The organism is Pectinatus frisingensis (assembly GCF_014076555.1).
Taxonomy (GTDB): domain Bacteria; phylum Bacillota; class Negativicutes; order Selenomonadales; family Selenomonadaceae; genus Pectinatus; species Pectinatus frisingensis.
This window is the reverse complement of the sequence record NZ_CP045424.1, coordinates 323,583-345,781: the sequence shown is the minus strand read 5'-3', so window position 1 is coordinate 345,781 and position 22,199 is coordinate 323,583. Positions and strand designations below refer to the sequence as shown.

General features: G+C 39.7%; 37 protein-coding genes. 5 read left to right on the top strand and 32 right to left on the bottom strand.

The annotated features are described in order from the left end of the window. Positions 1-190 precede the first annotated feature (190 nt). From sufC to sufU, 5 genes are read left to right on the top strand one after another with little or no spacing between them, the layout of a single operon-like run. A complete protein-coding gene (gene sufC, locus F8M42_RS01720; protein WP_182187697.1) occupies positions 191-955 on the top strand; it encodes a Fe-S cluster assembly ATPase SufC in 765 nt (254 codons plus the stop codon). Beyond that, positions 948-2,366 (top strand): Fe-S cluster assembly protein SufB, encoded by a 1,419-nt coding sequence (gene sufB / locus F8M42_RS01715; RefSeq protein WP_182187696.1) that lies wholly within the window; start codon positions 948-950, stop codon positions 2,364-2,366. Before sufC ends, sufB begins: the two co-directional genes overlap by 8 nt. Then, complete coding sequence (locus F8M42_RS01710; RefSeq protein WP_182187695.1) at positions 2,366-3,439, top strand: SufD family Fe-S cluster assembly protein; 1,074 nt, start codon at positions 2,366-2,368, stop codon at positions 3,437-3,439. Before sufB ends, F8M42_RS01710 begins: the two co-directional genes overlap by 1 nt. Continuing rightward, positions 3,426-4,640, top strand: coding sequence for a SufS family cysteine desulfurase (locus F8M42_RS01705; RefSeq protein ID WP_229711393.1), 1,215 nt, complete (start codon positions 3,426-3,428; stop codon positions 4,638-4,640). The genes F8M42_RS01710 and F8M42_RS01705 overlap by 14 nt, the downstream gene beginning before the upstream one ends. Beyond that, positions 4,627-5,109, top strand: a complete 483-nt coding sequence (gene sufU / locus F8M42_RS01700; protein WP_182187693.1) for a Fe-S cluster assembly sulfur transfer protein SufU — start codon at positions 4,627-4,629, stop codon at positions 5,107-5,109. The genes F8M42_RS01705 and sufU overlap by 14 nt, the downstream gene beginning before the upstream one ends. Before the next feature lie 108 nt (positions 5,110-5,217). Here the strand turns inward: sufU and F8M42_RS01695 are convergent, their stop codons facing one another. From F8M42_RS01695 to tuf, 32 genes are all read right to left on the bottom strand, one after another. After that, a complete protein-coding gene (locus F8M42_RS01695; RefSeq protein WP_182188584.1) occupies positions 5,218-6,288 on the bottom strand; it encodes a tartrate dehydrogenase in 1,071 nt (356 codons plus the stop codon). Between the two features lie 164 nt (positions 6,289-6,452). Beyond that, the gene (gene rplQ, locus F8M42_RS01690; RefSeq protein ID WP_182187692.1) at positions 6,453-6,788 is read right to left on the bottom strand and encodes a 50S ribosomal protein L17; all 336 of its coding nucleotides are present in this window, start codon (positions 6,786-6,788) and stop codon (positions 6,453-6,455) included. A gap of 11 nt (positions 6,789-6,799) precedes the next feature. Next, on the bottom strand, positions 6,800-7,759 hold the full coding sequence (locus F8M42_RS01685; RefSeq protein ID WP_182187691.1) for a DNA-directed RNA polymerase subunit alpha: 960 nt from the start codon (positions 7,757-7,759) through the stop codon (positions 6,800-6,802). Positions 7,760-7,820: 61 nt separating this feature from the next. Next, positions 7,821-8,408 (bottom strand): 30S ribosomal protein S4, encoded by a 588-nt coding sequence (gene rpsD, locus F8M42_RS01680; protein ID WP_182187690.1) that lies wholly within the window; start codon positions 8,406-8,408, stop codon positions 7,821-7,823. A gap of 20 nt (positions 8,409-8,428) precedes the next feature. Beyond that, positions 8,429-8,818: a 30S ribosomal protein S11 gene (rpsK, locus tag F8M42_RS01675; RefSeq protein ID WP_182187689.1), complete on the bottom strand. Its 390-nt coding sequence runs from the start codon at positions 8,816-8,818 to the stop codon at positions 8,429-8,431. Positions 8,819-8,831: 13 nt separating this feature from the next. Next, entirely contained in the window at positions 8,832-9,209 is a 378-nt protein-coding gene (rpsM, locus tag F8M42_RS01670) for a 30S ribosomal protein S13 (protein WP_182187688.1), read from the bottom strand. 18 nt (positions 9,210-9,227) lie between these two features. Further along, complete coding sequence (gene rpmJ, locus F8M42_RS01665; RefSeq protein ID WP_132548289.1) at positions 9,228-9,341, bottom strand: 50S ribosomal protein L36; 114 nt, start codon at positions 9,339-9,341, stop codon at positions 9,228-9,230. 48 nt (positions 9,342-9,389) lie between these two features. Then, the gene (gene infA, locus F8M42_RS01660) at positions 9,390-9,608 is read right to left on the bottom strand and encodes a translation initiation factor IF-1 (protein WP_132548291.1); all 219 of its coding nucleotides are present in this window, start codon (positions 9,606-9,608) and stop codon (positions 9,390-9,392) included. A gap of 143 nt (positions 9,609-9,751) precedes the next feature. Then, positions 9,752-10,396 (bottom strand): adenylate kinase, encoded by a 645-nt coding sequence (locus tag F8M42_RS01655; protein WP_182187687.1) that lies wholly within the window; start codon positions 10,394-10,396, stop codon positions 9,752-9,754. Between the two features lie 10 nt (positions 10,397-10,406). Next, entirely contained in the window at positions 10,407-11,663 is a 1,257-nt protein-coding gene (gene secY / locus F8M42_RS01650) for a preprotein translocase subunit SecY (protein WP_182187686.1), read from the bottom strand. 1 nt (position 11,664) lies between these two features. Beyond that, positions 11,665-12,105: a 50S ribosomal protein L15 gene (gene rplO, locus F8M42_RS01645; protein ID WP_182188583.1), complete on the bottom strand. Its 441-nt coding sequence runs from the start codon at positions 12,103-12,105 to the stop codon at positions 11,665-11,667. Between the two features lie 22 nt (positions 12,106-12,127). Further along, complete coding sequence (gene rpmD / locus F8M42_RS01640; protein ID WP_182187685.1) at positions 12,128-12,313, bottom strand: 50S ribosomal protein L30; 186 nt, start codon at positions 12,311-12,313, stop codon at positions 12,128-12,130. A gap of 13 nt (positions 12,314-12,326) precedes the next feature. Beyond that, entirely contained in the window at positions 12,327-12,827 is a 501-nt protein-coding gene (gene rpsE / locus F8M42_RS01635; RefSeq protein WP_182187684.1) for a 30S ribosomal protein S5, read from the bottom strand. Positions 12,828-12,849: 22 nt separating this feature from the next. After that, positions 12,850-13,209 (bottom strand): 50S ribosomal protein L18, encoded by a 360-nt coding sequence (rplR, locus tag F8M42_RS01630; protein WP_182187683.1) that lies wholly within the window; start codon positions 13,207-13,209, stop codon positions 12,850-12,852. A 27-nt stretch (positions 13,210-13,236) separates the two neighbouring features. Further along, a complete protein-coding gene (gene rplF, locus F8M42_RS01625; protein ID WP_182187682.1) occupies positions 13,237-13,788 on the bottom strand; it encodes a 50S ribosomal protein L6 in 552 nt (183 codons plus the stop codon). Between the two features lie 24 nt (positions 13,789-13,812). Continuing rightward, positions 13,813-14,211 (bottom strand): 30S ribosomal protein S8, encoded by a 399-nt coding sequence (rpsH, locus tag F8M42_RS01620; protein ID WP_182187681.1) that lies wholly within the window; start codon positions 14,209-14,211, stop codon positions 13,813-13,815. Positions 14,212-14,240: 29 nt separating this feature from the next. Then, complete coding sequence (locus F8M42_RS01615; RefSeq protein ID WP_132548308.1) at positions 14,241-14,426, bottom strand: type Z 30S ribosomal protein S14; 186 nt, start codon at positions 14,424-14,426, stop codon at positions 14,241-14,243. 20 nt (positions 14,427-14,446) lie between these two features. Beyond that, positions 14,447-14,986, bottom strand: a complete 540-nt coding sequence (gene rplE, locus F8M42_RS01610) for a 50S ribosomal protein L5 (RefSeq protein WP_182187680.1) — start codon at positions 14,984-14,986, stop codon at positions 14,447-14,449. 21 nt (positions 14,987-15,007) lie between these two features. Next, a complete protein-coding gene (rplX, locus tag F8M42_RS01605) occupies positions 15,008-15,340 on the bottom strand; it encodes a 50S ribosomal protein L24 (RefSeq protein WP_182187679.1) in 333 nt (110 codons plus the stop codon). 18 nt (positions 15,341-15,358) lie between these two features. Continuing rightward, positions 15,359-15,727, bottom strand: coding sequence for a 50S ribosomal protein L14 (gene rplN / locus F8M42_RS01600; RefSeq protein ID WP_182187678.1), 369 nt, complete (start codon positions 15,725-15,727; stop codon positions 15,359-15,361). A gap of 37 nt (positions 15,728-15,764) precedes the next feature. Continuing rightward, a complete protein-coding gene (gene rpsQ / locus F8M42_RS01595; protein WP_182187677.1) occupies positions 15,765-16,022 on the bottom strand; it encodes a 30S ribosomal protein S17 in 258 nt (85 codons plus the stop codon). A gap of 34 nt (positions 16,023-16,056) precedes the next feature. Then, entirely contained in the window at positions 16,057-16,257 is a 201-nt protein-coding gene (gene rpmC / locus F8M42_RS01590; protein ID WP_182187676.1) for a 50S ribosomal protein L29, read from the bottom strand. Then, entirely contained in the window at positions 16,247-16,687 is a 441-nt protein-coding gene (gene rplP / locus F8M42_RS01585) for a 50S ribosomal protein L16 (RefSeq protein ID WP_182187675.1), read from the bottom strand. Before rplP ends, rpmC begins: the two co-directional genes overlap by 11 nt. Next, a complete protein-coding gene (rpsC, locus tag F8M42_RS01580; protein WP_182187674.1) occupies positions 16,687-17,358 on the bottom strand; it encodes a 30S ribosomal protein S3 in 672 nt (223 codons plus the stop codon). Before rpsC ends, rplP begins: the two co-directional genes overlap by 1 nt. Positions 17,359-17,374: 16 nt before the next feature. After that, on the bottom strand, positions 17,375-17,707 hold the full coding sequence (gene rplV, locus F8M42_RS01575) for a 50S ribosomal protein L22 (RefSeq protein ID WP_182187673.1): 333 nt from the start codon (positions 17,705-17,707) through the stop codon (positions 17,375-17,377). Positions 17,708-17,728: 21 nt separating this feature from the next. Then, positions 17,729-18,010 (bottom strand): 30S ribosomal protein S19, encoded by a 282-nt coding sequence (rpsS, locus tag F8M42_RS01570; RefSeq protein WP_182187672.1) that lies wholly within the window; start codon positions 18,008-18,010, stop codon positions 17,729-17,731. Between the two features lie 58 nt (positions 18,011-18,068). Then, complete coding sequence (gene rplB / locus F8M42_RS01565; protein ID WP_182187671.1) at positions 18,069-18,908, bottom strand: 50S ribosomal protein L2; 840 nt, start codon at positions 18,906-18,908, stop codon at positions 18,069-18,071. Positions 18,909-18,932: 24 nt separating this feature from the next. Beyond that, a complete protein-coding gene (gene rplW / locus F8M42_RS01560; protein ID WP_182187670.1) occupies positions 18,933-19,214 on the bottom strand; it encodes a 50S ribosomal protein L23 in 282 nt (93 codons plus the stop codon). Then, positions 19,214-19,837 carry a 50S ribosomal protein L4 gene (rplD, locus tag F8M42_RS01555; protein WP_182187669.1) on the bottom strand — a complete coding sequence of 208 codons (624 nt, stop codon included), beginning with the start codon at positions 19,835-19,837 and terminating at the stop codon, positions 19,214-19,216. The genes rplW and rplD overlap by 1 nt, the downstream gene beginning before the upstream one ends. 24 nt (positions 19,838-19,861) lie before the next feature. Continuing rightward, positions 19,862-20,506 carry a 50S ribosomal protein L3 gene (gene rplC / locus F8M42_RS01550; protein WP_182187668.1) on the bottom strand — a complete coding sequence of 215 codons (645 nt, stop codon included), beginning with the start codon at positions 20,504-20,506 and terminating at the stop codon, positions 19,862-19,864. A 15-nt stretch (positions 20,507-20,521) separates the two neighbouring features. After that, the gene (rpsJ, locus tag F8M42_RS01545) at positions 20,522-20,833 is read right to left on the bottom strand and encodes a 30S ribosomal protein S10 (protein ID WP_231037621.1); all 312 of its coding nucleotides are present in this window, start codon (positions 20,831-20,833) and stop codon (positions 20,522-20,524) included. Positions 20,834-20,996: 163 nt separating this feature from the next. After that, positions 20,997-22,184 carry an elongation factor Tu gene (tuf, locus tag F8M42_RS01540; protein ID WP_182187666.1) on the bottom strand — a complete coding sequence of 396 codons (1,188 nt, stop codon included), beginning with the start codon at positions 22,182-22,184 and terminating at the stop codon, positions 20,997-20,999. Between the last annotated feature and the right edge of the window lie 15 nt (positions 22,185-22,199).

Sequence of the window (22,199 nt, the reverse complement as noted above, 5' to 3'; positions counted from 1 at the left end):
GCATATATTTTTGCCCAATAATAATTTTCTGCCATTAAAAAGCAAGAAAAAAATAAGTATTGTTTATATCTTAGTGTAGTAGTATAATATGCTTAATGAAGTATAAATTACTAAGTCATATCGGACTCGTAAATTCTATATTAACATGCATATCTCATGATCCTATCAAAAACAAGGAGTGTTCTTTATTATGAGCGATAAATTACTTGAGGTTAAAAATTATTCTGTTGCATCAACAGATGATATTTCTATATTGCATAACTTGAATCTCACTATAAATAAAGGAGAGACTCACATATTAATGGGACCTAATGGTGCCGGTAAATCGACTTTCGGATCCTCTTTGCTCGCCAATCCGGTTTATAAAACGACCAGTGGCAGTATACTTTTCGAAAATGAGGATATCACCGACTTATCAACTGATAAAAGAGCAAAAAAGGGGATTTTCTTATCTTTCCAATCACCTGTTGAAGTCCCTGGAATTTCTTTATATAGTTTTTTGCGTGCCGCTTCCAAGAACACAATGAACCCTCTCAAAGGTAAAATATTTCGGCAAAAGCTTAATGATACCATGAAAAATCTCGACCTAAAACATGAATATCTTGAACGTGATCTCAACGTCGGTTTTTCTGGCGGTGAACGTAAAAAAGTTGAGATGCTCCAACTACTGATGCTTTCACCCAAACTTGCCATTATGGATGAAACTGATTCCGGTCTCGACGTTGATGCTGTTAATATCATGCTCAGGGGAATTACTGAATTTCAACAAGATAACGAAAAAGGGTTATTAATAATTTCCCATAATATGCATATACTGGACAAATTGAAAATAGATAAGGTCCACATATTGGTAAAAGGTCATATTGTCGCTGAAGGTGGCAGTGAACTCATCGATGAAATAAATAAAACCGGATTTGTTCGTTTTGAAACTCAGGAAGGTGGTAACAATGTCTGATACAACAAAGAAAAAAACCATGGTTGCAGACGTCGACCGCAATCTATATGATTTTAAAAAAGCCGAAAAAAATGTTGAAAAGCTTGCCAGCGGACTGACTGAAGATATTGTTCGCCAAATAAGTGCTAAAAAACACGAACCGAATTGGATGCTTGAACACCGCCTAAAGTCATTAAAAATTTATAATGAACTAAAAGTTCCCAATTGGGGACCCGATATAACAGATCTTGATATAGACAACATTGTTACTTATGTACGATCAAAAACAAAAATGGCTGCCAAGTGGGATGAAGTCCCGGCAGACATCAAAGACACTTTCGAACGTCTCGGCATACCAGAAGCTGAGCGCACGTCGCTTGCCGGTGTAGGAGCGCAATACGATTCTGAACTTGTTTATCACAACATTCAAGATTCTGTTGCTAAAAAAGGTGTTATTTACAGCGGTATTGAAGAAGCGCTAGCCGGCCCATATGCTGAAATGATAAAACAACATTTTATGAAACTAGTACCTCCTTCCGATCACAAATTTGCCGCTCTGCATGGTGCGGTGTGGTCTGGTGGATCCTTTGTCTATGTTCCGCCCTATACCACCGTTGATATACCCTTGCAGTCATATTTCCGTCTTAACTCACCGGGAGCCGGTCAATTTGAACATACCCTAATAATCGTTGACAAAGGTGCTTATCTACATTTTATTGAAGGCTGTTCAGCTCCCAAATATAATGTGGCTAACCTCCACGCCGGTTGTGTCGAATTATTTGTCGGTGAGAATGCCCATCTGCGTTATTCAACGATTGAAAACTGGTCTAAAAATATGTATAATCTTAACACTAAACGCGCTAAAGTCGAAAGGAACGGTAGTATGGAATGGATTTCCGGTTCTTTTGGCTCACACGTTTCCTATCTATATCCGATGACGATTTTAAATGGTGAATATTCCAAATCAGAGTTTACCGGTATTACTTTTGCCGGTGAAGGACAAAATCTTGACACCGGTACAAAAATTCTGCACAATGCTCCGCATACCTCGTCTGTCGTCAATACCAAATCACTTTCCAAATCCGGTGGTATTGGTACCTTCAGAAGTGCTGTCACTATGACGGAAAAAGCCCATAAAAGTAAATCCAGCGTATCCTGTCAATCACTGATGCTTGATGATAAATCACGTTCTGATACCATTCCATTGATGGATGTGCGCTGCGATGATGTCAACGTCGGCCACGAAGCATCTATTGGCCGTATTGATGATGAAGCTGTATTTTATCTGATGAGCCGCGGTATCAATGAAAACGAAGCAAAAACACTAATTGTCAACGGTTTTGCCAATCCCATATCCAAAGAACTGCCACTTGAGTATGCTGTTGAAATGAATAATCTTATACGTCTTGAAATGGAAGGAGGTATTGGCTGATGGACACAATACTAAATGGCAATAATATTCCCGTGCTCACATGGAATCATTTTAATGTAAATTATAAACAAATTCAACTTTATAATAGACCTGATGACAAAAATAATCCCGTCATCACCGGTGATTCAACCGGTATGCATATTGAGAACAAAACCAGTCTTGACAATTTTCTTATTTCCGGTAATGATGCAAAAGCTGCTTCATATATTATCGCCAATGCCTCTATAACTAAAACCATTACTGTAAATAAGAATAATTCCGTAGAGACACCACTTATCTTTGATATGACACTAAAAGACAATGATAAGTTAACTGCTCTTTTTGATATCATCCTTGAAGAAAATTCTCATGCCAATATAATAGTCTCTATATCATCATCAGCTAACGCAGCCGGTCAATACACTGATCTCATCAGAATACATGCTAAAAAGAATTCTTCTCTAACCTTCACATGTCTGCAATTATTAGGCGAAAATTTTCTTGCCTTCAACAATGCCATTGCTTATGTGGAAAACGACGCCAAGGTAACTATTCATCATATGCCCTTAGGCGGTAAAACTGCTTTAGCTTCTGCTTTAACTGATTTACACGGCTACAAGGCTGCTTCCGAAATATATGCTGATTATATTGGACATAACCGGCAGGATATTGATCTTAACTATGTCACTCGTCATTATGGCAAAAAAGGCTTATCCGAAATAAAAATGACTGGCCTTTTACTCAACGACAGTAAGAAGACAGCTCGGGGTACACTTGATTTTCACCATGGTTGTAAAGGTTCTTCAGGTAATGAAAGTGAAAATGTACTTCTTTTAAGTAAAACTGCCAAAAACAAAAGTGTTCCCTTGATGCTCTGCGATGAAGACGATGTTGTTGGCAACCACGGTGCAGCTATCGGCGCCCTTAATGAAGAACACCTCTTTTATTTACAGTCACGCGGTATTGATGAAACATCTGCTCGGCAAATCTTTCTTGATTCAGCTATTGCCCGTTTGAAAAATCTGCTGCCGCAAAATTTAGCCGCAAAAATAGATACTTATGATAAGGAAGTGCTCTGCAATGAATCGTTATAAAAACTACTTTCCAATAATGCGCCGTAATAGCACTTTAGCATATCTTGACAATGCTGCCACCACACAAAAACCTGATATGGTAATAGATGCTGTAGCCGATTATTATCGCCGCGAAAATGCCAATCCCCTGCGCGGTCTCTATGAATTATCACAAAAAGCCACTGACGCCTATGAAAATGCCCGCAAAAAAATTGCCGAATTCATCGGTGCAGCTAAGGTGCAGGAAATTATTTATACACGAAATGCTTCTGAATCACTTAATCTTATCGCATTTAGCCTATCCGAACTTTTATTACAGCCAGATGATGAAATTCTCATATCAATAATGGAACACCATAGCAACATGATTCCCTGGCAACAAGCTGCCAAACGCCATAAAGCCAAATTGATTTATTTATACCCTAACGAGGATGGAATTATAACAACAGCTGAACTAAAAAATAAAATATCTGACAAAACCAAAATCCTTTCCCTGACTCAGATATCAAACGTCTTAGGCAGTGAACAAAATTTAAAAGAATTGATACCGATTGCCCATGCACACAATATCGTTGTATCCATCGACGGTGCCCAGGCCATTCCCCATGAAAAAATTGACGTTTCTTCTCTTGACTGTGATTTCTACTCTTTTTCCGGCCATAAAATGTATGCCCCTATGGGGATCGGCATATTATATGGTAAGGAAAAATATCTGGAAGCGATGCCGCCTTTTCTGACTGGTGGTGAAATGATCGACTATGTCGATGAACAAACGGCCACTTTCGCCGAGTTGCCCTATAAATTCGAAGCTGGAACCCAAAATGTTGGTGGTGCCGTGGGGCTGGCTGCAGCTATTGATTTTATTGAATCTATTGGTTACAATAAAATCATCGAGCGAGAAACTGAGCTTAGTCATCTTGCCGGTGAAGAGCTCAGTAAACTGCCTTATATAACAATATATGGCAGCAACAATTTTTCAGCCCATCATGGCGTAATAGCTTTTAACATTGAAAATATCCACCCACACGACGTTGCTTCCCTAATGGATTCCGGGAATGTTGCAATTCGTGGCGGACATCATTGTGCCCAACCGCTTATGCGTTTTTTAAAGTGCAACTTCTGCTGTCGGGCCAGCATTGCCTTTTATAATGACAAGGCCGATATAAAACAACTTATCGAGCAAGTAAAATACATAAGGAGTTATTTTCATGGCGTTAAATAATATTTATAATGATATTCTCATGGAACATAATATGCATCCGGATCATAAACACAAATTATTACAAGCCAGCGATCACAAAACAGCAATAAACCCTAAATGTGAAGCTGATGAAATTCTGGTAAAAAAAGGCTTAAATCCCAGTTGTGGTGATGAAATTGTTTTAGAAATAAATGTGGTAAACGATATCATCAAAGATGCCGCTTTCAATGGACAGGGTTGTGCTATATCACAGGCTTCAACCGACATAATGGCTGATCTCATCATTGGTAAGAGCATCGATGAGGCAATAAAACTTACCGACTTATTTATTGATATGATTCGCGGTGAGGAAACTGATCCGAAAAAACTTGAAGAATTAGACGAAGCAATGGCTTTAAAAGATGTTTCCCATATGCCGGCTCGTGTTAAATGTGCTGTTTTAGCATGGCACACGTTAAATGAAATGTTAAAAGAAAAAAAACAAAAATAATTTATTTTACTATGTACAATAGTTATTTATTCCATATTTTTAAAACATTTATCATGGCAGTTTCAATATACCATGATAAATGTTTTTTTATTATGGGCAAAATAAAATTTATATTGATGCAAGCTGCTTTCTTATTTCTGTTCCAACCATTTCAGTGGAGGCCGTGCCACCAAAATCAGCGCTCAATACTTTTCTTTCCATCAAAACTTTTTCTAATGCCATGAGTATTCTCGTACCCCAGTCTTTTTCACCAAAAAAATCCAGCATTTGAGAAACCGACCAAATTGCTGCCATGGGATTAGCAATTTTTTTACCGGCAATATCAGGAGCTGAACCATGTATCGGTTCAAACATAGATGGATACAATTTTTCAGGATTTATATTAGCACCAGCTGCTAATCCCATTCCACCAGCAATAGCCGCGCCTAAATCAGTCAATATATCACCAAATAAATTTGATGTGACCACAATCTGGAAGCGAGCTGGATCTTTTACAAAAAACATGGCCGCCGCATCAACCAAATATGTATATTGCTTAACATCAGGATATTCCCTTCCCACTTCACGAAAAATCTCATCCCAAAACACCATTGAATAGTTAAGTGCATTACCCTTGCTTATACTAGTTATCGACTTATGTTCTTTCCTTGCTGACTCGTAAGCATATCGGATAATCCGCTCTGTTCCCCTGCGCGAAAATACACTTGTCTGTAAAACGACTTCCTGCGGTTTTCCTTTGTAAAGCCAATCACCGGCTCCTGCATACTCACCTTCTGAATTTTCTCTGATTACCGTCATATTAATGTCTTCACGTCGTTTAATATTTTTTAACGGACACGGTGCACCATTCAGTAATTTTACCGGTCGTAAATTAACATATTGATCAAATCCCTGCCGTATTTTTATAAGCAGTCCGCGCAACGATATATTATCCGGAACATTAGGTGCACCAACCGCCCCCAAATAAATAGCATCAAATTTTTTTAGTTTATCCAACCCGTCATCATCCATTACTTTTCCTGTTTTACAATAGTATTCACATCCCCAAGGAAAATACTCGAATGAAAATCTAAACGTTCCAGATAATTCAGCTGCCTGCTCTAAAATTTTTACACCTTCAGCCACTACTTCAGTCCCAATTCCGTCACCTGGTATAACAGCAATTTTATATTGCTTCATCATGCACACTTCCCCTTAAGTTTCTTATATAAACGATAAACTTTATTTTTATTAAAATCAACATATATCATTATTTTTGCAAAAAAATAAGAACCGCCCAAAGACAGTTCTTATAAAGACACTTCTCATTATCACCAGGCATCACCCAAGTAATGAGAATTTTATTATTTTACTAATTCAAGGATTACCATCGGAGCGGCATCACCGCGACGAGGCCCAAGTTTAAGAATACGAGTATAGCCACCCTGACGTTCATTATACGAAGGTGCTATTTCATCAAATAATTTTTTGATTACTGATTCATCTAATAAATCAGCAGCAATCTGACGGCGTGCATGCAAGTCGCCCTGTTTTGCCAAAGTAATCATTTTCTCAGCTAACCCGCTTATTTCTTTTGCTTTAGCTTCTGTTGTTTCTATGCGTTCGTGTTTAAATAATGACGTCAGTACGGTGCGAAAAAGCGCACGACGTGCACTGCTGTCACGACCTAACTTTCTCAATTTTTTCCCTCCTATTCTTCATTATGTGCAAGTGAAAGGCCTAATTCTTTCAGCTTATTTCTCACTTCATCAAGTGATTTGCGACCCAAATTTCTGACTTTCATCATATCATCATCTGACTTTTGCACAAGATCAGCAACCGTATTGATTTCCGCCCGCTTCAAACAATTAAACGATCTGACTGATAAATCAAGATCCTCTATAGTCATTTCCATTACCTTGTTTGCATCATCTTCTTCATTTTCCATGAAGGTGCTTTCTGATTCATTTTCTTCCTCTGAACAGCCCGCCATGCTTTGGAACAGTTTGAAATGGGCAATTAGTATACTAGCAGATTTGCTGATTGCTTCTTCTGGGCGTAATGAACCATTAGTCCACACTTCCAAAGTCAGCTTATCATAATCTGTAACATTACCCACACGAGTATCTGACACAGTGTAGTTCACCCGCTGAATAGGAGAAAAAATTGAATCGATAGGAATAACACCGATAGGCTGATCAGGCTTTTTATTCTTATCTGCCGGAACATATCCACGGCCGCGTTCAACAGTCATTTCCATCTTAAGTGAGCCACTTTCATCAATAGTTGCTATATGCAGATCGGGATTTAATACTTCAATATCAGCGTCAGCCTTGATATCAGCACCAGTTACTTCTTTTTCGCCAGTAACATCTATACTTATTGTGTGTGGATCATCGTTATGCATTTTAAAGCATAATGATTTTAGATTTAAGATAATATTAGTAACATCATCCCGCACACCCGGTATTGTGGAAAATTCATGAAGCACACCATCAATCTTTATCGATGTAATAGCCGCTCCCATCAACGATGACAACAAAATCCGCCGCAGCGAATTTCCTAGTGTTGTACCATAACCACGTTCAAGCGGTTCACAAATGAATTTGCCATATTTTTGATCTTCACTTAATTCCACAATTTCTATTTTAGGCTTTTCGATCTCGATCATCTAAGGTTCCCCTCCTTTGTTCTATGCCTATAAATTGCCACACTATGACCACTACGACATATTATCTGGAGTATAATTCGACGATAGCCTGTTCGTCTACTGGAACATCGATTTCATCACGATTTGGGAATCTGGTAACAGTACCACCTAATTCACCGGCACTAAGCCAAGCCGGAACACTCAGTTTATTGCCGGATTCAGCAATTGCCTTGAACAATTCACTGGAACGGCTCTTTTCCCTGATACCCACGACATCATTTGCTTTAACAAGTGCTGACGGAATATCAACACACTTGCCATTAACAACAATATGACCATGCGTTACCATTTGCCGAGCCTGACGCCGGGTATTCGCAATACCTAACCGAAACACCACGTTGTCAAGTCTTCTTTCCAGTAAAAGCAAAAGGTTTTCACCGGTAACACCCTGCATTTTTTTAGCTTTATCATAATAAAGACGAAATTGCTTTTCCAATACGCCATATATAAATTTTGCTTTTTGTTTTTCTCTCAGCTGCGTACCGTATTCACTTATTTTACGACCAGTGCGACGCGGCTGGCGTTTAGATTTCTTACCCAGACCAACTACAGCAGCTTCAATTCCCAATGAACGGCATCTTTTCAATGACGGTGCTCTATCAATTGCCATTTATCTATTCTTCCCTCCTATTATACTCTTCTGCGTTTTGGTGGACGACAGCCGTTATGTGGAATTGGCGTAACGTCCTTAATCATATTAACTTCAAGTCCCGTAGCCTGAAGTGACCGAATAGCCGCTTCACGACCTGCTCCCGGTCCTTTTACATAAACTTCTACTTGTTTTAGTCCATGTTCCATAGCAGCCTTAGCTGCTACTTCTGCCGCCATCTGAGCCGCAAACGGTGTGCTTTTACGGGAACCTCTGAAGCCAAGTCCACCGGCACTTGCCCAAGAAAGTGCATTACCGTTTTTATCAGTAATCGTAACAATTGTATTATTGAATGTTGAACGAATATGTGCTACGCCAAATTCAATATTTTTACGTTCTCTTTTTTTGGGACGAGATTTACTTACTGGCAAATTCTACCCCTCCTTATAATACTTCTTTCTTCTTGCCCATAATAGTCTTTTTCGGACCTTTTCTTGTACGTGCATTGTTTTTTGTATTCTGTCCACGGACAGGAAGTCCAAAACGATGCCGTCTGCCGCGATAACAGCCAATTTCTACCAAGCGTTTAATGTTAAGTGATACTTCACGACGAAGATCCCCTTCAACACTATAATTTTTTTCAATTGCCTCACGCAGCTTAGCAACTTCATCTTCTGTTAAATCACGAGACCGAGTATCAGGATTAATACCTGTCATCGCCAAGATGTCACGTGAAGATTTTGGACCAATACCAAAAATATATGTTAAAGCGACTTCCATCCGTTTATCACGTGGTAAATCTACACCGGCAATACGTGCCATATGTTAACACACCTCCTATTATCCTTGTTTTTGTTTATGTTTAGGGTTTTCGCAAATGACCATTACCCGGCCTTTACGTTTAATTATTTTACATTTTTCGCAAATACGTTTTACTGATGGACGTACTTTCATTGCAATTACTCCTTTCAGCAATATTCCTCTAATCTTCCCCAATGAGTATTACTTAAATCGATAAGTGATACGGCCTCGGGTAAGATCATATGGCGTAAGCTCAATCGTAACCTTATCCCCCGGCAGTATTCGGATAAAATTCATACGAATCTTGCCGGATACGTGAGCTAAAACGACATGGCCGTTTTCCAGTTCTACCTGAAACATTGCATTTGGTAATGCTTCAAGCACTCTACCTTCAACTTCAATTACATCTTGTTTAGACATGAAACTGCTCCTTTTCGAATAAAGATTGGGCCAACTGAGTTTTCAGGCAACCTTTTCCCAGGGAACCATATCTGCCCAACATTATTGTAATGAATTGTCTCAATAGCGTCCTTATTAAACTACTATCCGACATAAACTTATTATCATCCATGGAGTACAGTCACGACATCACTATACACCTTGTCCATTGGCTGGCTGCCATTGATTTCTTTATATAAACCGGCTTTTTTATAATATTCAATAAGCGGTTTTGTTTGTCCATCATAAACAGCCAGACGATTTTTCATGGTTGCTTCACTATCATCAGCACGCTGATAAAGCTCTCCACCACAAATATCGCAAACACCTGCTTTACCAGGTGCTTTAAATTTTACATGGTATGTTGCCCCACACTTTTTACAAATGCGACGTCCCACAGCTCTTTCAATGAGTTCTTGTGCCGGGACATTTATATTAAGTGCACAAGTAAGTTTTAAACCCAATTCAGCGACGATGTTTTCCAGCGCCTCTGCCTGCTCAACTGTACGAGGAAATCCATCAAGGATAAAACCTTTTTTACAATCTGCTTCAGCAAGTCTTTCCCGAACAATACCAATAGTAACATCATCTGGTACCAATTTCCCCTGGTCCATGCAGACTTTTGCCCTTTTACCAAGCTCTGTCTGATTTTTGACTGCTGCTCTGAACATGTCCCCAGTAGAAATATGCGGTATATGAAATTGTTCAACTAATTTTGCTGCCTGCGTGCCTTTACCCGCACCAGGAGGCCCCATTAATAAAATATGCATATTTTCCTCCTTATTTCATAAAGCCTTCATAATGGCGCATAACCACCATAGATTCAATCTGTTTCATTGTATCTAAAGCAACCCCCACTACGATAAGCAATGCCGTGCCACCAAAATATACGCCCTGAATATGTGTGAAATTAGCAATAAGCATAGGAAATATTGCTATCAATGCCAAAAAGAATGCGCCTGCAAGCGTGATTCTCGTCATTATTTTATCCAGATAATCTGCCGTATCCGTACCAGGTCTTATTCCTGGAACAAATCCACCGTATTTCTTAAGATTATCAGCTAAATCGGGTATTTTTAGTGTAACAGCTGTATAAAAATAAGTAAAGAAAATTATTAGCAAGGTATATGTTATTGTATGGGTAACTGTTCCCCATTGAAAATAAGATGCAATGGTTTTTACCCACCCAATATTTACAAATTGTCCGATAGTTGCCGGAAACATCAATAATGATGATGCAAAGATAATAGGAATAACCCCTGCCTGATTAACCTTAAGAGGTATGTGCGAAGAACGTCCGCCATAAGTCTTATTTCCAACAACCCGTTTGGTATAAGATATCGGTACCCGGCGTTGTCCCTGTTGAATGGCTATAACAAACACGACCATCGCCAAAGCTATAATTAAAAATAAAAATAAATTGAAATAATTTATCGTACCTGCCTGTAAATATTTATACATTGTTCCCAATGACCGTGGCAGTGCTGCCACTATACCGGCAAAAATAATCAATGAAATCCCATTTCCTATACCATTGGCCGTTATCTGTTCACCAACCCACATTAAAAAGACAGTTCCTGCTGTTAATGTGATTGCGATAATTAATATGGACATCGGATTAGGATTTATTATAGCAGCTTTTAATCCTATAGACATACCAATTGCCTGTAAAAACGCAAGGGCAACCGTTAAATAACGGGTGACCTTATTCGTTTTTTTATAGCCTTCCTCTCCTTCTTTAGACCATTCTTCTAAAGTAGGAATAACCACAGCTAAAAGCTGCATTATAATGGAAGCATTGATATATGGTGTTATACTCATAGCAAATACGGAAAATTTACTAAGTGCACCACCGGAAAATAAATCCAACAATCCAAATAAATTACCACTGTTAAAAAGATGTTCGAGTGCATCCGGGTTAACCCCCGGAACAGGAATATGCGTCCCCAACCTGAACACTGCAAACATTATTAAGGTGAAGATGATTTTTTGCCTTAATTCAGGAATTTTAAAAATGTTCCCAAGGGCTGAAATCAACTCAGATCACCTCAATTTGGCCGCCTGCTGCTTTGATCTTTTCTTCAGCAGATTTTGTAAACCCCTGTGCTCTTACAGTAAGTTTTTTTGTTATTTCACCATTACCAAGGATACGGACACCTTCACATACATTTTTCAGTATGCCGGATTCAACTAAAGTAACAGCATCAACTACACTGCCGTCTTCAAAACGTTCTAACATACAAACGTTGACTTCTGCATATTCTTTACCAAAAATATTTTTGAAGCCACGTTTTGGCAGCCTGCGATATAGCGGCATCTGTCCACCTTCAAAACCAGTACGGACACCACCACCAGCACGGGAGTTCTGGCCTTTATGACCGCGTCCTGAGGTTTTTCCCCAACCGGAACCAAGACCGCGTCCAACGCGAATACGTGTTTTCTTTGAACCTGGAGCCGGAGCCAATTCATGTAAATTCATAGCCACATGGCACCCCCTTTTATTATAAATTAATTTCTTCGACTTTTACGAGATGTTCTACTTTATGAATCATACCGCGAATAGCCGGATTATCATCTTTTTCTACCACGGAATTAATTTTCCTTAAACCTAATGCTTTAACGGTCGCGCGCTGATCCTGCGGATGACCGATAAGGCTGCGGGTAAGAGTAACTTTCAGTTTTGCCATTGAAATAACCTCCTTAACCCAAAAGTTCCTGAACAGTCTTGCCGCGCAATTGGGCAACTGTTTCTGCTTTTTTTAATTGACCCAACCCACCAATAGTAGCACGTACCATATTATTAGGATTTGATGAACCCAGTGATTTTGTCAAGATATCGCCAATTCCACACAATTCCAATACAGCACGGGCAGGGCCACCGGCAATAACACCAGTACCTTTTGCCGCCGGCTTTAAAAGAACTTTACCGGCACCAAAAATACCCGTAATCTGATGCGGTATAGTTTTTTCAACTAATGAAACTTCAATAAGATTCTTTTTCGCATCTTCAATGCCTTTTCTGATTGCTTCCGGTACTTCACTGGCTTTACCAAGACCCGCACCAACATGTCCATTTTTATCGCCGACGACAACCAAAGCACTAAAAGAAAAACGACGACCGCCTTTTACAACTTTGGCAACGCGATTTATATATACAACTTTTTCCTGCAATTCAAGCGCATTAGCATCTATTTTGGCCATTAATTAACCTCCTGTTCTGTAATTAGAATTTAAGTCCTGCTTCACGGGCTGCATCTGCTAAAGCAGCGACACGGCCATGATATATATATCCACTGCGATCAAATACAACTTCTGTAATACCCTTAGCTGTTGCAGCCTTTGCTACTGCAGTACCAACAGCCTTAGCTGCCTCAACGTTACCGCCGTAGTTTTCAAATCCCTTATCCTTCGAACTGGCTGCCGCCAATGTAACCCCATTCACATCATCGATTACCTGTGCATAAACATTGCTGAGACTGCGAAATACGTTTAAGCGAGGTCTTTCCGGTGTACCGGATACACGATTGCGTACACGCAGATGACGTTTTTGACGAGCTTTATTCTTATCCTGTCTTTTAAACACGTCAATTGCTCCTTTCCCTTAAAAAAATCATTTAGCACCCTTGCCGCCGGCTTTACCAACCTTACGACGAATATGTTCATTTTCATATTTAATACCCTTGCCCTTATAAGGTTCAGGTTCTCTATAGCTGCGGATTTTAGCAGCTACATCGCCAACCAGTTCTTTATCAATACCGGATACAACGATTTTATTAGATGCCGGAGCAGTAAGAGTAATTCCTGCCGGTGGTTCAACTACTACAGGATGTGAAAATCCTAATGAAAGATTAAGATTTTTCCCCTGTTGTGTAGCTCTATAACCCACGCCATTAATTTCGAGATTTTTGGAAAATTCTTCAGTAACACCCACAACCATATTATGTATAAGACTGCGTGTGAGACCATGTAATGCTCTATGATTTTTGTCATCTGAAGGACGCTGCACTGTTACAACATTTCCCTCAATGACTACCTTTATATCTTTATGGCACGTACGAGATAATTCGCCTTTCGGACCTTTTACAACTACATGATTATTATCATCTACTGTAACTGTAACACCAGCGGGAATCTCAATAGGTGCTCTTCCTATTCTTGACATTTGTACACCTCCTAGTTCTAAAAATCACCATACATAAGCTAATACTTCACCGCCGACACCTGTACTGCGAGCCTTTTTATCACTCATTATCCCCTTTGAAGTGGATATTATTGCGATACCAAGACCGCCTAAAACACGCGGCAGTTGATCTTTGTTGACATAAGCGCGAAGCCCGGGACGGGAAATACGTTTTATTCCAGTGATTACCTGTTCACTGTCAGGTCCGTATTTTAATTTAATTGTAATTACACCTTGTTTATTATCCTTAGTAAAAGTGTAATCTTTTATAAATCCTTCTTCTTTTAATACGTCAGCAATAGCTCTTTTGATATTAGAACCAGGAATTTCAACTTTTTCATGTAAAACAGAGTTTGCATTGCGCAAACGTGTAAGCATATCTGCAATCGGATCAGTCATTCCCATAAAATCGATATCCTCCTTTCTTTCTAACTTTACCAGCTGGCTTTTGTTACGCCAGGTATTGCACCCTTATAGCTTTGTTCTCTGAAACAAATACGGCACATATCAAATTTACGCATATAACCGTGCGGACGGCCACAAATTTTACATCTATTATATTGACGAACTTTATATTTTGGTTCTTTACTCCATTTTTCAATGAGTGCCTTTTTGGCCATTAAAAACTTACCCCCTCTTTTTATGCACTGAACGGCATTCCCAAAAGGCGGAGAAGTTCTTTAGCCTCTTCGTCAGTTTTAGCCGTTGTTACAACAATAATATTCATACCACGGACTTTATCGATTTTATCATATTCGATTTCCGGGAAAATCAATTGTTCTTTCAATCCTACAGAATAATTACCACGACCATCAAAAGCCTTACCACTTACTCCACGAAAATCGCGTACACGTGGCAATGCGATATTGACAAATTTATCTAAAAACTGATACATACGGGTACCGCGCATGGTTACTTTACATCCTATTGGCATTCCAGCGCGCAATTTCCATGCAGCCAATGACTTTTTAGCTCTGGTAAGAATCGGTTTCTGCCCTGCAATTACGGTTAAATCTTCAACAGCAGAGTCAAGTGCTTTTGAATTTCCTACAGCTTCACCAACACTCATATTAATGATTATTTTTTCTACTTTAGGCAGCTGCATTGGATTTTTGTAACCAAATTTTTCAGTCAGAGCCGGAACTACTTCTTTTAAATATTTTTCCTGCAATCTATCCACCAATATTGCCTCCTTCCCTTATTATTTTGCCTGGTCTAAAAGTTCGCCGCATTTTTTGCATACACGAACCATCTTTCCATCTACGTCTTTTTTTGCAACACGGGTCGGTTTGGAGCATGCCGGACATACAACCATAACCTTAGCTGCACACAGCGGCGCTTCCTTGGTAATAATTCCGCCTTTAGGAGTATTTTGATTAGGTTTTGTATGACGTTTTACTTTATTAATACCTTCAACTACAACCTTATTCTTTTTAGGCAGTGCTTGTAAAACCTTACCTTGCTTGCCCTTATCTTTACCGGATAATACGATTGCCGTATCACCTTTTTTTATCTTTAATTTATACTGTGACAATTCTGCACCTCCTCATTATTAAAGTACTTCTGGAGCCAATGAGATGATTTTCATGAAGTCTTTGTCACGCAATTCTCTGGCTACAGGCCCAAAAATACGAGTTCCTTTCGGGGTTTTATCATCTTTTATAAGAACTGCTGCGTTTTCATCAAAGCGGATATAAGAGCCGTCTTGCCTTCTCAGTCCCTTTTTAGAACGCACGATTACAGCTCTAACGACCTCCCCTTTTTTCACCATACCACCAGGAGACGCAGATTTCACTGCGGCGACAATTATATCACCGATGTTGGCATACTTACGATAGGATCCTCCCATAACACGGATACACATGATTTCTTTAGCTCCAGTGTTATCACCAACATTGAGCATTGTCTGTTGTTGGATCAATTGCTTTACCTCCCTTATTAAAATCCTTAGTATTCAATTATTTCGCCCGTTCAAGAATTTTAACGACTCTCCAGCATTTACTTTTAGATAATGGACGTGTTTCCATAAGAGAAACGGTATCGCCAATGTGAGCATCGTTATTTTCATCATGAGCCTTGAATTTAACCGTCTTTTTTATAAGTTTTTTATAAAGTGCATGTTGTTCAAGGTCTTCAACAGCTACCACAACGGTTTTATCCATTTTATCACTTACAACTTTACCAATTTTGGTCTTGCGTTCATTTCTTTCACTCATAAAAGAGCCTCCTTCCTTCTGCATATCATCATCATTAAGCATTTGCATTTAATTCCTGCTCACGCTGAATCGTTTTAATACGAGCGATTGTCTTTTTGATGCTTTTGATACGCATCGGATTTTCCAGCTGACCGGTAGCCAACTGAAATCTCAGATTAAAAAGCTCTTCTTTAAGTGAAGCAAGTTTCTGGTTAAGTTCACCGTCACTCATATCACGTATATCTTTAACCTTCATTTACTTCACCGCCCTCTTGCTGATCTGCACGTTTTATAAACTTCGTCTTTATTGGCAACTTATGCCCGGCAAGACGCATAGCTTCTCTTGCCGTTTCTTCAGTTACACCGCCCATTTCAAACATGATGCGGCCCGGTTTTACTACTGCTACCCAGTATTCCGGTGAGCCCTTACCACTACCCATACGAGTTTCAGCAGGTTTTGCTGTAACTGGCTTATCCGGGAAAATCTTTATCCAAACCTGTCCACCACGTTTAATGTAACGTGTCATTGCAATACGAGCTGCTTCTATCTGACGATTGGTAATCCATGCTGCTTCTAATGCCTGAAGGCCATATTCGCCATGCGATACCTTATTGCCGCGATGAGCTTTCCCACGCATATTACCACGGAACTGTTTACGGAATTTTGTTCTCTTTGGAATTAACATTAGGCTTCGCTCCCTTCAGCTGCAACCTGTACAGGTTGTTTCTTTTCCGGAAGAATTTCGCCTTTAAATATCCATACTTTTACGCCGATACGACCATATGTTGTATGTGCTTCAGCCGTTCCATAATCAATGTCTGCTCTCAACGTATGAAGTGGGATACTTCCTTCACGATAAGATTCGCGTCTTGCTATTTCAGCGCCGCCTAAACGTCCGCCGACTGTAACTTTTATGCCTTTAGCACCCATGCGAATCGTGCGCCCAACAGACTGCTTCATTGCACGGCGAAAAGCGATACGACGTTCCAGCTGTGACGCGATATTCTCAGCAACAAGTGTTGCATCCATATCCGGCTGTTTGATTTCAGCAATATTGATATCAATATGCTTTGTCGTTAACTTTTTCAAACTATTTTTTATCTGTTCAATTCCTGAACCACCACGGCCGATTACCATACCAGGTTTTGCCGTATGAATTGTCAGCTTAAGACGATTTTTGGAACGTTCAGTTTCAATTTTTGATACGCCTGTTTGATAAAGACTTTGTTTTAAGAAAGCACGAATTTTAATGTCTTCACATAAATTTGCTCCATAATCTTTATCAGCATACCATTTTGCATCCCAGGTTTTTACGATACCGATACGCATTCCATTAGGATTAACTTTCTGACCCAAAGTAATTGCCTCCTTTTTACTTTTCTTTAACTACTACTGTAACATGTGATGTGCGTTTCAAAATTTTAAACGCCTGTCCGCGGGAACGCGGATGAATGCGTTTTAACGTAGGACCTTGATCAACATATGCTTCTGCTATATAAAGAGCATCAACATTCATGTCAAAATTATTTTCAGCATTTGCTACTGCCGATTTCAAGACTTTATTTACCACATCAGCGCCTGCTTTAGGCGTAAATTTTAAAATTGCAAAAGCTTCCGCCACATTCTTGCCGCGAATGAGATCAATGACCACGCGAGCTTTGCGCGGAGCGATACGGATATATTTTGCTACTGCTTTAGCTTCCACCAAAGTTCCTCCTTTCGGCAATTATTTTAAAGTGGTTTTGCGTTCTTCACCGGAATGTCCTTTAAAAGTACGTGTCGGTGCAAATTCACCTAATTTATGTCCAACCATATCTTCAGTTATATACACAGGTACATGCTTGCGTCCATCATGTACAGCAATTGTATGACCGACAAATGTCGGCAGAATTGTTGAACTTCTTGACCATGTTTTAATAACTTTTTTTTCTTTAGTTTCATTCATGGCATCAATTTTCTTAATAACACTTTCGTGAACATAAGGTCCCTTTTTTACTGATCTTGACAAAGTATGTCCTCCTTTCAACCATCTTTCTGCAAATAATATTTCTTATCATTGCAGTTTATTATTTTTCACGTTTGCTTACGCGGCGTTTAACAATAAGTTTATCTGATGGTTTTTTACGACGAGTTTTAGCACCCATGGCACATTTGCCCCATTTAGTAACAGGATGTTTGCGTCCGACAGGACTTCTGCCTTCTCCACCGCCATGTGGATGGTCATTCGGGTTCATCGCTACACCACGATTAGCCGGACGAATACCAAGCCAACGTGAGCGGCCTGCCTTACCAATAGAAATATTTTCATGTTCAAGATTGCCAATCTGACCGATTGTTGCACGGCAATTAATATGAACCTTGCGAATTTCACCGGAAGGCATACGGAGCAAAGCATAATTTCCTTCTTTAGCCATCAGCTGTGCTGCAGCCCCTGCTGAACGAACCAACTGTCCACCCTTGCCAATCTTTAATTCAATATTATGGATCATTAAGCCTACTGGAATATTAGCGATTGGTAGTGCATTTCCTGTTTTTATATCTGCATCCGGACCTGATACGATGGTATCTCCTACCTTCAACCCATTAGGAGCTAAAATATAACGTTTTTCACCATCTGCATAATTTAACAATGCTATGCGGGCACTGCGATTAGGATCATATTCAATTGTTGCTACACGTGCCGGGACAGAATCCTTATTGCGTTTAAAATCAATTATACGATAAAGACGTTTATGCCCGCCGCCTTGATGTCTGACTGTTAAACGGCCATGCATGTTGCGGCCGCCTGTTTTCTTTATACTTTCCACCAATGATTTTTCTGGTTTATCTGCTGTTATTTCTTCAAAAGAAGAAACTGTCATAAATCTCCTGCCTGGAGAATACGGTTTAAATTTTTTTATTGCCACTTGATTTACCTCCTTTTCTGCTAGTTACGCTTCGAAGAATTCAATTGTTTCTCCTGCTGCGAGTTTCACAATTGCCTTTTTATAATCGGAACGTTTTCCGCTGGTGCGACCCATACGTTTTACCTTACCGGTAACGTTGATCGTATTTACATCGGTTACTTTCACTTTGAAAATTTCTTCAACAGCTTTACCGATTTCAACTTTATTAGCCTTTTTGGCAACCTTGAATACATATTTGCCCTCAGCCATGAGGTCAGTAGATTTTTCAGTTACTAACGGCTTTATGATGATATCTCTTGCGTCCATTATGCCAATACCTCCTCAATGCGGGTAATAGCATCTTTCGTGATGAAAAGCTTATTATGATTCAATATATCATAAACATTCAATCCATTAGAATTTATTGCTTTTACACCCGGAATATTACGGGAAGATTTTTCCACATTTTCAACAAAATCAGCGGTTATGATAAGTGCCTTATCTTCCACACTGAAATCACTGAGCAATTTTACAACATCTTTTGTTTTCGGTGCTGCAAAATCAAGATTTTCTAATACAACAAAATCTTTGCTGTTAACTTTGTCAGTAAGGGCACACTTTATAGCTAAGCGACGCTGTTTACGTGGCATAGAAAAAGCATAAGAACGAGGATGCGGTCCGAAAACAGTACCGCCGCCGACCCATATTGGTGAACGGGTACTGCCACTTCTTGCACGACCTGTGCCTTTTTGTTTCCACGGTTTGCGTCCGCCGCCACGTACTAATCCTCTCGTTTTAGTGGCATGTGTGCCTAAACGCTGCGATGCAAGCTGCATAACAACAGCCTGGTGAACAAGACCTTCATTAATTTCAACACCGAACACATTTTCTGCCAGTTCCATATCGCCGACTTTTTGTCCGATCATATTAAATACTTCTACTGTAGGCATATTCCCTTTTTATCCTCCTTCCAATTATTTTTTATTTGGTTTAACTGTTTCTTTTACCATTACAAAACTATCTTTGGGCCCAGGAATAGCACCCTTTATCAGTAAAAGATTACGTTCTTTATCAACACGTACAATGTTTAACCGCTGTATGGTAACCTGATTTGTACCCATACGACCAGGTAATTTCTTACCTTTAAGCACACGTCCACCATGTCCGCTGATCATAGCACCAGTAGAACCAGGTTCACGATGTGATTTGGAACCATGTTTCATCGGTCCACGAGCAAAGTTATGAAGTTTTATAGCACCAGCAAAACCTTTCCCCTTGGATGTCCCAACTACATCTACCAAATCGCCAGCAGCGAATATGTCAACGCCGATTGTATCACCAACGTTATATTCAGAAGCATCATTTAAGCGAACTTCACGGATAAATTTAACCGGATCTGCTCCAGATTTAGCAAAATGTCCTTTTAACGGTTTTGTTACTTTCTTTTCCTTAACTTCACCAAAGCCAATTTGCACCGCATTATATCCGTCGTTTTCCATTGTTCTATTTTGAAGCACGACATTTTTACCGGATTCAACCACTGTAACAGGTATTACTCCGCCTTCTTCGGTAAAAATCTGTGTCATGCCGAGTTTTTTACCTAAAATTGCTTTTATCACTTTTGCCACCTCCTATTACAATTTAATTTCGATATCCACGCCAGCTGGTAAATCTAAACGCATTAAAGCATCAACAGTTTTTGATGTAGGTTCTAAAATATCGATAAGGCGTTTATGGGTTCTCATTTCAAACTGTTCCCGAGAATCTTTATTTACGTGTGGAGATCTTAAAATTGTATAAATATTTTTTTCGGTAGGCAATGGAATAGGGCCAGAAACCATGGCACCCGTTCTTTTAGCAGTTTCAACTATTTTAACAGCGCTTTGATCAAGTGATTTATGATCATAGGCCTTCAAACGAATACGTATTTTTTGTTGTTTGGACAAAATATTTTCCTCCTTATCGCCCGGATTCCATGATCCAGACATTTCTCTGTGCTAGTTACCTCACTAAATGGCGAGCAATCTAACACGTCATCGCATTAGACAAAAAAAAGCTTTATATAAGGGCGGCGAAGCGCCGCCCTTATATAAACTTTACATGTTCAGCTTACTCAGCAATTTCAATTACACGCCCGGCACCAACAGTATGGCCGCCTTCACGAATAGCGAAGCGCAAACCTTTTTCAATGGCAATCGGGGTAATAAGTTCAATATCCATTTCGATATTATCGCCAGGCATAACCATTTCAGTTCCTTCTGGTAATTTAACAACACCAGTAACATCGGTTGTACGGAAATAGAACTGAGGGCGATAATTCGTAAAGAACGGAGTATGACGTCCGCCTTCATCTTTTGTAAGTACATAAACCTGAGCTTTGAACTTGGTATGCGGATGAATTGTTCCTGGTTTAGCAAGAACCTGTCCACGTTCAATTTCTGCACGGTCAATACCACGCAGAAGAGCTCCTATATTATCACCGGCAACAGCATTGTCCATGCTCTTACGGAACATTTCGATACCAGTTACAGTAGTAGATTTTCTTTCATCACTCAAACCAATGATTTCTACTACGTCATTCAGTTTCAATTCACCACGTTCAACACGGCCTGTAGCAACAGTACCACGTCCAGTAATGGTGAATACATCTTCAACCGGCATCAAGAAAGGTTTATCTGTATCACGTACAGGTGTAGGAATATAATCGTCTACAGCATCCATAAGTTCAAGAATTTTCTTTTCTGCTTCTGGATCACCTTCAAGCGCTTTCAAAGCGGAACCAGTAATTACAGGAATATCATCTCCAGGGAAATCATAAGAAGAAAGAAGTTCACGAACTTCCATTTCAACGAGTTCCAAAAGTTCCGGATCATCTACCTGATCTGCTTTGTTCAAAAATACAACCATAGCAGGCACACCAACCTGACGGGCAAGCAGAATATGTTCACGGGTCTGCGGCATAGGACCGTCAGCAGCACTAACGACTAAGATAGCGCCATCCATTTGTGCGGCACCAGTGATCATGTTTTTAACATAGTCAGCATGGCCCGGGCAGTCAACATGCGCATAATGCCTTTTGTCAGTTTCGTATTCTACATGAGCCGTATTGATTGTAATACCACGTTCACGTTCTTCCGGAGCCTTATCAATCATACTGTAATCTTCAAATTGAGCCAATCCCTTTTTGGAGAGAACTTTTGTGATAGCAGCGGTAAGCGTTGTTTTACCATGGTCAACATGACCGATAGTACCAATATTAACATGTGGTTTAGTTCTTTCAAACTTTTGTTTAGCCATTGTGAGTAATTCCTC